Origin of the sequence: Hymenobacter sp., assembly GCF_035709525.1 — a bacterium.
GTDB lineage: Bacteria > Bacteroidota > Bacteroidia > Cytophagales > Hymenobacteraceae > Hymenobacter.
On sequence record NZ_DASTEP010000034.1, the window covers coordinates 1 to 10,578 of the forward strand.

At 60.9% G+C, this 10,578-nt stretch carries 9 protein-coding genes; 5 read left to right on the top strand and 4 right to left on the bottom strand.

All coding sequences use genetic code 11. The features are described from left to right. Positions 1-70: 70 nt before the first annotated feature. The 4 genes from VFO93_RS03055 (at position 71) to VFO93_RS03070 (ending at position 6,176) form a co-directional block, all read left to right on the top strand. Entirely contained in the window at positions 71-1,798 is a 1,728-nt protein-coding gene (locus VFO93_RS03055) for a RagB/SusD family nutrient uptake outer membrane protein (RefSeq protein WP_325132843.1), read from the top strand. 159 nt (positions 1,799-1,957) lie between these two features. Beyond that, complete coding sequence (locus VFO93_RS03060; RefSeq protein WP_325132844.1) at positions 1,958-3,271, top strand: sugar porter family MFS transporter; 1,314 nt, start codon at positions 1,958-1,960, stop codon at positions 3,269-3,271. A gap of 259 nt (positions 3,272-3,530) precedes the next feature. Further along, on the top strand, positions 3,531-4,424 hold the full coding sequence (locus VFO93_RS03065) for a carbohydrate kinase (protein WP_325132845.1): 894 nt from the start codon (positions 3,531-3,533) through the stop codon (positions 4,422-4,424). A 216-nt stretch (positions 4,425-4,640) separates the two neighbouring features. Beyond that, a complete protein-coding gene (locus VFO93_RS03070) occupies positions 4,641-6,176 on the top strand; it encodes a glycoside hydrolase family 32 protein (protein WP_325132846.1) in 1,536 nt (511 codons plus the stop codon). A 196-nt stretch (positions 6,177-6,372) separates the two neighbouring features. Here the strand turns inward: VFO93_RS03070 and pruA are convergent, their stop codons facing one another. From pruA to VFO93_RS03090, 4 genes are all read right to left on the bottom strand, one after another. Beyond that, on the bottom strand, positions 6,373-8,040 hold the full coding sequence (gene pruA, locus VFO93_RS03075; protein WP_325132847.1) for an L-glutamate gamma-semialdehyde dehydrogenase: 1,668 nt from the start codon (positions 8,038-8,040) through the stop codon (positions 6,373-6,375). Between the two features lie 177 nt (positions 8,041-8,217). Next, positions 8,218-8,937 (bottom strand): YjjG family noncanonical pyrimidine nucleotidase, encoded by a 720-nt coding sequence (locus VFO93_RS03080; protein WP_325132848.1) that lies wholly within the window; start codon positions 8,935-8,937, stop codon positions 8,218-8,220. Between the two features lie 68 nt (positions 8,938-9,005). Beyond that, entirely contained in the window at positions 9,006-9,326 is a 321-nt protein-coding gene (locus VFO93_RS03085) for a (2Fe-2S) ferredoxin domain-containing protein (protein WP_325132849.1), read from the bottom strand. Between the two features lie 12 nt (positions 9,327-9,338). Continuing rightward, complete coding sequence (locus tag VFO93_RS03090; protein ID WP_325132850.1) at positions 9,339-9,731, bottom strand: metalloregulator ArsR/SmtB family transcription factor; 393 nt, start codon at positions 9,729-9,731, stop codon at positions 9,339-9,341. Between the two features lie 109 nt (positions 9,732-9,840). Here VFO93_RS03090 and VFO93_RS03095 point away from each other — a divergent pair, with 109 nt between their 5' ends. Then, entirely contained in the window at positions 9,841-10,515 is a 675-nt protein-coding gene (locus tag VFO93_RS03095; protein WP_325132851.1) for a carboxypeptidase-like regulatory domain-containing protein, read from the top strand. Positions 10,516-10,578: the final 63 nt, after the last annotated feature.

Here is a 10,578-nt window from a genome sequence, read left to right on the forward strand (position 1 = left end):
CTACCCAGGGCTGCGCCTAGACTCGCGGACTGAAAGTCCGCGCTACTCCCACCCACCATTTTCCCTCTATATGAAATTTCTTAAACTCACGGCCCTATCGCTCGGCCTGCTCACTACTTCCTTTGGCTGCTCCGACAAGGAATTTCTGAACGTCGACCCAAAGGGCACGCTCACCGACGACCAGCTCAATACGCCCACTAATATTGATAAGCAGGTGATTGCGGCGTATTCGCAGCTCGGCAACGACGTGTACTACTGCCCCTACTCGTCGATGTGGCCCTACGGCAACATCCGCTCGGGCGACGCCTACAAGGGCGGCGGCGGTACGGCCGACGTGGACGGCTTCCACTTCTACGAAACCTTCTCGTTCAACCGCGTCGACAACAGCAATACCAACGACCTGTGGACGCTGCTGTACATCGGCGTGTCGCGGGCCAACGACGCGCTGCGCCGCCTCAACAACGTGAGCGCCACCGATATGCCCACCAAGGCCATTCGCCAAGGCGAGGCGCGCTTTCTGCGCGCGCACTTCTACTTTCAGTTGAAGTCGGTGTTCAAGTTTGTGCCCTACATCGACGAAACCGTGACGCCGGGCCAGGAAGGCACGGTGGGCAACACTACGCTGACCAACGACCAGCTGTGGACCAAAATCGCCGACGACTTCCGCTTTGGCGTAGCCAACCTGCCCGCCTCGCAGTCGGAAATCGGCCGCGCTACCAAGGGCGCGGCGCAGGCGTACCTGGCCAAAACGCTGCTCTACCAGGCTTACGTGCAGGGCACTAACAACGCCGTGACGAGCATCGACGCCAGCAAGCTGACGGAAGTAAACTCGCTCTGCGATGCCGTGATTGCCTCGGGCAAGTACGCGCTGAACGCCGACTTCGCCACCAACTTCCAGAGCACCGGCGACAACGGGCCGGAGTCGGTGTTCCAGATTCAGTTTTCGCGCAACGACGGTACCGCCAAGGGCCGCACCCAGCGCGGCAATGAGCTGAACTACCCCATGAACCCGGATTACGGCTGCTGCTCGTTTCACCAGCCCAGCCAAAACCTGATAAACGCCTTCAAGACCGACGCTACCACCGGCCTGCCGCGCTTCAACGACTACAATACCTCGGGCGACCTCACCACGGCCGCCGACTTCCTGGCCAATCCCGTCGACCCGCGCCTCGACCACACGGTAGCCATTGTGGGCCACCCCTTTAAGTACGACCCCAACTTCGTGTTTCAGCAGTCGTGGGTGCGCGTGCCGCAGGTGTACGGCTACAACCTTTCAATGAAGGAGAGCGTGCTGCCCACCGACCCGAGCTTCCAGAAAAACCCGCCCTTCATGAGCTCGTCGAAAAACTGGAACGTCATCCGCTACGCCGACGTGCTGCTCTGGAAGGCCGAAGCCCTCATCGAACTGAACCGCCCCGCCGACGCGCTGCCCTATATCAACCAGATTCGCACCCGCGCCCTCAACAGCACCGGCCTGCTCAAGCAAGCCAACGGCTTGGCCACTTCCAACTACAAAATCGGCCTTTACCCCTCGGCCGGCTTCACGCAGAGCTACGCCCGCGAGGCCCTGCGCTACGAGCGCCGTATGGAGTTCGCGATGGAAGGCTTCCGCTTCTTCGACCTCACGCGCTGGGGCATCGCCGCCACCACGCTCAACACTTATTTTGCTAAGGAGAAAAACCTGCGCCAGTACCTGAGCACGGCTAACTTCACGGCTGGCCGCGATGAGTATTTGCCCATCCCGCTCACGCAGATTAACTTGAGCCGGGGTCTGTATAAGCAGAATAATGGGTGGTAGCACGTTCACCCCACCCCCGGCCCCTCCCCTCCGGGAGAGGGGAGCCTGACGTCAGGTCACGGCTGCTAGCGTTGGCTTGCGGTCGGCTCCCCTCTCCCGGAGGGGAGGGGCCGGGGGTGGGGTAACACGCTTACCGAGAACTCTAAGCACTACTACCCAATGAAAAATAACGTCTTCTTCTGGTCCATCGTCGTGGCGCTGGGCGGCTTCCTGTTCGGCTTCGACACGGCCGTTATCTCCGGGGCCGAAAAGGCCATTCAGCAGCTCTGGGGCCTGAGCGCCTGGGAGCACGGCTTCACCATATCCATCGCCTTGATTGGCACGGTGATAGGCGCGATTTTTGGGGGCGTGCCCTCCGATGCGCTGGGCCGCCGCACTACTCTTAGCTGGATTGCGATACTCTACCTCGTGTCGGCGGTGGGGGCGGCGCTCTCGCCGAGCTGGGTGCCGTTTATGGTGTTCCGCTTTTTGGGCGGGCTGGGCGTGGGCGCGTCGTCGGTTACGGCCCCGCTTTATATCTCTGAGGTGTCGCCGCCCGCGTCGCGGGGGCGCATGGTGGGCATGTTCCAGTTTAATGTGGTGTTCGGTATTCTGGCCGCGTATCTGTCTAACTACCTGCTCAAAGGCATCGGCGAAGACGCTTGGCGCTGGATGCTGGGCGTGCAGGCCGTGCCGGCCATCGCGTTCTTTCTGCTGCTGTTCCGCATCCCCGAAAGCCCGCGCTGGCTCCTGCGTCGCAACCGCGTCGAAGACGCCCGCGCCGTGTTCGAGCGCATCGACCCGGCCACGGCCGATGAGAACGTGCAAACCATCCTGGTGGCTAACGCCGCCGAAACCGGTCCCGGTGAGTCGCTGTGGGCGCCGCAGTACCGGCGGCCGGTGCTGCTAGCCATTCTGTTTGCCATGTTCAACCAACTGGCCGGCATCAACGCCATCATCTACTATGCGCCGCGCATTTTTGAAATGACGGGGCGCGGGCAAGACGCGGCTCTGCTGGCCTCGGCCGGCGTGGGGCTGGTCAATTTCATCTTCACCTTGCTGGGCGTCAACATCATCGACCGCTTTGGGCGGCGGATGCTGATGCTGATAGGCTCGCTGGGGCTTATCGTGATTTTGGGGCTGGTGGCGTACTCCTTTTATAGCCAGCAATTCGGCATGGTGCCGGTGCTACTGTTTGGCTACATCGCGTTTTTTGCCTTCTCGCAGGGCGCGGTTATCTGGGTGTTTATCTCCGAGATTTTTCCGAGCGCGGTGCGCGCCAAAGGGCAGGCGCTGGGTAGCTCCACGCACTGGGTTATGGCGGTGATTATCACCTTCACCTTCCCGTATTTCACCGAGAAGCTGGGCGGTGGCAACACGTTTGCTTTCTTCGCGGGCATGATGGTGCTGCAACTGCTCTACGTGCTCAAAATGATGCCGGAAACGAAAGGTACTACCCTGGAGGCGGCCGATAAGGCGCTGGTACTGCACTAAAATCGTCTGCCCTCACAAGCATAGCGAAGCAAGCGCTGGCCGCCGTTTAGCGCGCAGCGCGCAACGGCAGGCCGCCCAGTGGGGTGAGTTTCCAAACTCACTGCTGCGCAGCGGCAAGCAACGCCCACCGAGCAGCACACCTCACTACGCGAGTCGGGAGACTCGCCCCACTGGGCGGCCTGCCGTTACGCGCTGCGCGCTAAACGGCGGCCAGCGCTCGTAAAAGCGCCCAACTTTCAACTCACACCCGCAACTCAATATGAAAAACGTCATCTGCTTCGGCGAAATACTTTGGGACATGCTGCCCACCGGCAAGCAGCCGGGCGGCGCGCCCTTCAACGTGGCCGTGCACCTGCACCAACTGGGGCAGCCGGTGCAGCTCATCAGCCGCGTGGGCGACGATGAGCTGGGCCGCGAGCTACTCGATTTTGTGGAGTCTAAGAGCCTGAGTACCGAGTACATTCAGCGGGGCCACACCCACCTCACGGGCGTGGTGAAAGCCAACGTGGGTGATGCCAACGAGGTGGTGTACAAGATAGTACAGCCCGTGGCCTGGGACTACATTCAGTACGAAGAAGCCCTGGCCCAGCTCGTAGCCCAGGCCGATGTGCTGGTATTCGGCAGCCTGGCCGCCCGCCAGGCCAACACCCGCGAAACCCTTTATCGCCTGCTGGAGCACGCCCGCTACCGGGTGTTCGACGTGAACATGCGCCCGCCGCACTACACGAAAGAGGTAACCAAATACCTGCTCGAAAAAGCCGACCTCGTGAAGATGAACCACCACGAGCTGGCCGAAATCATGGGCTGGTTTGGCGAAGCCGAGCTCACCGACCGGCCCGCCGCCATGCGCTGGCTGGCCGAGCGCTTTAACCTGCAAGCCGTGTGCGTGACCTGCGGGGCCGATGGCGCGCTGCTGCTGAAAGGTGGCGAGATGTACCAGGCCCCCGGCCTGCCCGTGGAGGTGCGCGATACCATCGGCAGTGGCGACGCCTTTTTGGCGGCCCTGCTCAAAGGCTGGCTGGCCGGCGACGAGCCGGGGGCCATGCTGCGCTTTGCCTGCGCGGCCGGCGCGCTGGTGGCCACGCACCAGGGCGCTACGCCCGTCATCACGGCAGCCGACGTAGCCGCGCTGCAAGCGCTGGCCGCCGTTTAGCGCGCCGCGCGTAACGGCAGGCCGACCAGTGGGGCGAGTCTCCCGACTCGCGTAGTGAGGTGTGCTGCTCGGCGGGCGTTATTGTCGCTACGCGGCAGTGAGTTTGGAAACTCACCCCACTGGTCAGCCTGCCGTTACGCGCGGCGCGCTAAACGGCGGCCAGCGCCGCGCGTGTGCTATGCACTTGTTTTTCATTCCCCACCCTTGCTCTTGCTTATGAAGAAGTTACTCTCTCTGCTGAGTTGCTCGTTTTTGGCCTCGGCCGCCCTCGCCCAAACGGCCGCGCCCGTGCCGCCAGCCACGCCGCAGTACCGCCCGGCCTACCACTTCACGCCCGCCGCGCACTGGATGAACGACCCCAACGGCATGGTCTACTACCAGGGCACGTACCACCTGTTTTTTCAGTACTACCCCGGCGCGATGGTGTGGGGGCCCATGCACTGGGGCCACGCCACCAGCCCCGATATGCTGACCTGGAAGGAGCAGCCCATCGCGCTGTATCCCGACAGCCTGGGCTACATTTTCTCGGGCTCGGCCGTGATTGACAAGAACAACACCGCCGGCTTTGGCAAGGATGCGATGGTGGCCATGTTCACCTACCACGAGCCCAAGGGCGAAAAAGCCGGCCGCGACAACTACCAGACCCAGGGCCTGGCCTACAGCCTCGACGCGGGCAAAACCTGGCAGAAATACGCCCAGAACCCGGTGCTCAAGAACCCCGGCATCAAGGACTTCCGCGACCCCAAGGTGAGCTGGAACGATGCCACTCAAAAGTGGGTGCTGACGCTGGCTACCCTCGACCGCATCACGTTCTTCTCGTCGCCCAACCTCAAGGACTGGACCAAGGAAAGCGAATTCGGCCAGAAGCTAGGCGCGCACGGCGGCGTGTGGGAGTGCCCCGATTTGTTTCCACTCACGCTCAAGGGCAAGCAGTACTGGGTGCTCATCGTCAACCTCAACCCCGGCGGCCCCAACGGTGGCTCGGCTACGCAGTACTTTGTGGGTCAGTTTGATGGCAAGACCTTTACACCTTTCAACGACAAAACCAAGTGGGCCGACTACGGCCCCGACGAGTACGCGGGCGTCACGTTCGCCAACACCGGCAGCCGCCGCATTTTCCTGGGCTGGATGAGCAACTGGGAGTACGCCAACCAGGTGCCCACCTCGCCCTGGCGCAGCGCCATGACCATCCCGCGCGAGCTGGGTTTGCGCCAGGAAGGCGCGGAAATCTACCTCACCTCGCAGCCCGCTGCCGAGCTGACCAGTATTGCCAAAGCCCCGACCACCCTGCAAAACGTGGCCGTGAAAAACACGGTAGACCTTACCACCCGCCTCAAAAGCACGTCCGCCAAGCACAAGCTCACCCTCAAAACCGCGCAGCTTGGCAGCTTCGAGCTGCTGCTGGGCAACGCGGCCGGCGAGGAGCTGGTAGTGGGCTACGACCAAGCTAAAAAACAGTATTTCATCGACCGTAGCAAAGCCGGCCAGAAGGATTTCAGCCCCAAATTCACGGGCCGCGCCACGGCCCCGCGCCTGAGCGCGGCGGCCGGTACCGAGCTCACGCTGTTTTTCGACGCCGCGTCGGTGGAGCTGTTTGCCGACCAGGGCCTGACGACGATGACGGAAATCTTCTTTCCCAATAAGCCATTGACTACTATTAAGCTGCGTTCAGCCTCGGGCGTTACGTTCCAGGAAATCAGCGATGCGCCGCTGGCGCCTAAGGCAGCGGCTACGGTAGTCGGGCAGCGGTAGCGTGGGTGTAGAGACGCATCCTTGCGTCTCACGTCAGACAAGCCGAACAACGACGAGACGCAAAGATGCGTCTCTACACCAGGCTATAAGCACGCAAAAGGGAGGCCGGGCAGCAATGCCCGGCCTCCCTTTTTTATTCAGCTATCAGTCAGTAAGAAAGCCAATAGCCAGTAGCTAAAGGCTAACAGCCAAACCCTTAAAAACCACCCTTATCCAGGTTCAAATCCTCTTTCGGCTCCGCGCCCATGAAGGGGTAGGGGTACTCCGTGGGCGGGTTGAAAGTCTCCTTGATGGCGCGGGGCGACACCCAGCGCTGCAAGTTCAGGGCCGAGCCGGCCTTGTCGTTGGTACCCGAGGCGCGGGCCCCGCCGAAGGGCTGCTGGCCCACCACGGCCCCGGTGGGCTTGTCGTTGATGTAGAAGTTGCCGGCTGCGTTCACGAGGCGCTTGGTAGCCAGGTCGATGGCGTAGCGGTCCTGTGCGAAAATGGCCCCGGTGAGGGCGTAGGGCGAGGTCGAATCCACGAGGTCGAGGGTGGCTTCAAATTCTTGTTCGTCATACATATACACCGTCACGACGGGGCCGAACAGCTCGTCGCACATGGTGGTGTACTTGGGGTCTTTGGTCACAATGACGGTCGGCTCCACGAAGTAGCCCTTCGACTTGTCGTAGCCGCCGCCCGCGATGATTTCGGCGTCCGCGTCCTGCTTGGCCCCGTCGATGTAGCGCGCCAGCTTGTCGAAGCTCGCTTCGGTGATTACGGCGTTCACGAAGTTGGTAAAGTCTTCGACGTCACCCATTTTCACGGTCGCCAGGTCGGCTTTCACGTAGTTCAGAATCTCGTCGGCGAGGTTGCTGGGCAGGTACACCCGCGAGGCCGCCGAGCATTTCTGCCCCTGGTATTCGAACGCGCCGCGTACGATGCCTGTCGCTACCGCTTTGGCCTTGGCCGAGGGATGCGCCACGATGAAGTCCTTGCCGCCCGTTTCGCCCACGATGCGCGGGTACGACTTGTAGGTGGGCAGGTTCTGTCCGATTTCCTGCCAGATGGTTTGGAAAACCTTGGTCGAGCCCGTGAAGTGGATGCCCGCGAAATCGCGGTGCTTGAAAATCACGTCGCCGGCCACCGGCCCGTCCACGAAGATGAGGTTGATAACGCCCGCCGGCACGCCGGCTTCCTCGAACAGCTCCATCAGCACCTGGGCCGAGTAGATTTGCGGGTAGGCTGGTTTCCAAACTACTACGTTGCCCATCATGGCTACGGCGGCGCAGAGGTTGGCCGCGATGGAGGTAAAGTTGAACGGCGTGAGCGCGAACACGAAACCTTCGAGCGGCCTGTGCTCCAGGCGGTTCCACATGCCGGGGGCCGACTCGGGCTGCACCTGGTAGATTTCCTGCATGAAATGCACGTTGAACCGGAAGAAATCAATTAGCTCGCAGGCCGCGTCAATCTCGGCCTGAAACGCGTTCTTGCTCTGGCCCAGCATGGTAGCCGCGTTGATGCGCGCTCGGTAGGGGCCGGCCAGCAGCTCGGCCGCTTTCAGGAAAATGGCGGCGCGCTCCTGCCAGGGCATGTTGGCCCAGGCCGGGCGGGCAGCTAGCGCCGCGTCGATGGCCTGCGTCACGTGGCTGGCGTCGCCCTCGTGAAACTGCCCCAGCACGTGCTGGTGGTCGTGCGGCGGGTGCAGGCTGATAGTGCGCCCCGTGCGCACTTCTTGCCCGCCGATGTGCATGGCAATATCCTGCTGGGTTTGCTTGAGGCGATTGAGTTCTTTCACCAGTTCGGCGCGCTCGGGCGAGTTGGGCGCGTAGCCCTTCACGGGCTCGTTAAGGGGCTTGGGAACTTGAAAAAAGGCGTTGGCCATGGGGTAGTGGAGAGGAGGGTAGAGAAATAAAATGCAAAACTAACTGTCATGCTGAGCGGAGCGCAGCGCAGTCGAAGCATCTCTTTAGCACAGTAATTTCTGATGCTAACAACGAAGCGGCAGAGATGCTTCGACTCCGCTGCGCTACGCTCAGCATGACGAGTGTATATGAACGAATTACAAAAAGCCGCGCAACTCATCCAAGCTGGCGATTTCATAAGTAGTCTGCGCGAAATGCCGCCGCCGCGCCGGGTTGAAATACACCTGGTCGATGCCTGCGTTGTAAGCGCCCAGCACGTCGCATTCGAGGTTGTCGCCCACCATCAGGCTTTCGGCGGCGGTGGCCCCGGCCTTGGCCAGGGCGTGGGCAAACATGCGTGGGTCGGGCTTGAGGCAGCCGCTGGCTTCGGAGGTAATGACTTCCTGGAAGTAGTCGGTTAGCTTCGACGAAACGAGCTTGATACGCTGCACATCCTCAAAACCATTGGTGATGAGATGCAGCACGTAGCCCTTGCCTTGCAGATAGCCCAGCACCTCGTGCGTGTGCGGAAAAACGGCCGATTTATACGGCAGAATATCCGTGAACCGCGCCGAAATATCCACCGGAATATCCGCCTCGGCCACGCCCAGCTTGGTAAGCGTGCGCAGAAAGCGGGTTTCGCGCAGCTGCTTCTGCGTCACCTTATTGGCTTGGTACAGTCGCCAGAGCGCATGGTTGACCTCGCTATACCGGCTGTTGAACTGCTCGAACGAAAACGTGCCGTGCCGCCCCAGGTCGTAATCGAGGTAGAGCTGATGTAGCGTTTCGTGGGCGTTGGCTTCGAAGTCCCACAGCGTGTGGTCGAGGTCAAAAAATAGGTGGCGGTAGGGCTTCACGGTGGGGAGTTTTGAGTTCATAGTTTTGAGTTTTGAGTTGGGAATTTTGGCGGCCTTAGTCAGCCAACTCAAAACTCCCGACTCAGAACTCATAACTCGCGGAGCAACAAGTCAGTCAGCAACCGGCCTTTGCCCAAGTGCTCGTGTACCAGGCGCTCGGCGTCTTTGGGTCGCACGTTGCCGTAGAAAATGCCTTCGGGGTACACCACTACAGCCGCGCCGGGGCCTTTTTTACAGTGCTTGCAAAGGTCGAGGCAATTGCAAGTTTGCACGCGGTTGTGGGCCTTTTGGCCGTCGGCCACGACGGTTTTGAGGCCCTGCGCCTTGAGCTCCTTTTTGAGGGCTTTGGCCAGGTCGTCGCCGACTTCCGACTTCTGGTTGGTGCAAACGAATAGGTGGTGCGCTATCATAAGTTGAGTCGTCTACCCGGCTTCCGGCAGCCAGCGGCGGTTTTGAATTTTATACGCGGCCAGCTCGCGGTTGCTCCACAGGGTTTGGTACACTTGCTGGTCGCGCAGCAACTGCGCATCGCGCTCCATGTAGCCAAGCAACTGCTGCAGCAATTCAGTTGTCTCTTCTTTCAGGAAATAAAACATCCAGTTGTCGAGCCGGCGAAAACCCACCAGCCCGGCATTTTTCAAATACGTGAGCTGCCGCGAGGTTTTGGTTTGGGTGAAATCGAGCACCTGCTCCAGGTCGCCGACCACCATTTCCTGGTTGCGCCACAGCAAATGCAGGATGCGGACGCGGCTCTCGTCGCCGAGCGCCTTGAAAAGTTGTTGCCCAAATGCAACGGAGAAATGTTTTACGCGCATCTGCCGTTGTGAGAAGCCGCCTGGCTGCTTTACGAGCCCAAAAGTACGGCCCCCGCGCCGGGCGGCTGCGTATCTTTGCTTTACCTGAATCAAGCCCCACCATCCTTTCGTGAATAGTCGTCGTTTCTTATTGATGCTGAGCCTGGTAGTGCTCACGGGCATGCTGGCCGTCCCGCGGGCCTTCGCCCAGGGCAAGCGCCAGGTCGTGCAGTTTACGGGCATCGTGGCGAGCGGCGACAGCCTGCTGGGCGTGCCGGGCGCGTCGGTGTACGTGCCCAAAGCTGGCCGCGGCACCACCACCAACGCCTACGGCTACTTCTCGATGGCCGTGCTGGCCGGCGACAGCATCGTGATACGCTCGCTCGGCTATCGCAACCAGACTGTGGTTATTCCGACTGATTATCAGCGCCAAAGCTTCTCGGTTATTATCTCGCTCAAGGAAGATGCTGCCGTGCTGCCCGAGGTGCGGGTATTCCCCTACACCACTGAGCAAGCCTTCAAGCGCGCCTTCCTGGCCATGAAGCCCGCCGGTACGGAAGGCTCATCGGCCGCCGACAACCTGAACGCCGACCTGATGCGGCGCATCCTCAACAGCCAGCCGATGGGTGCCACGGCCAACTTCCGCCAGACCATGTCGCAGCAGCAGTACAATTTCGAGCGCCGCATGGGCACCGCGCCAAACCCCTACAGCAACAACCCGTTGCTGAACCCTTTTAGCTGGTTGCAGCTCATCAAACAGGTGAAAAACGGCGATTTGAAGAAGAAAGCAAGCGACGATTATTAAGCTTCGGTAGTCAATTTTCAATGCCAAACCCCAGCTTGCAGCACGTGCTGCAAGCTGGGGTTT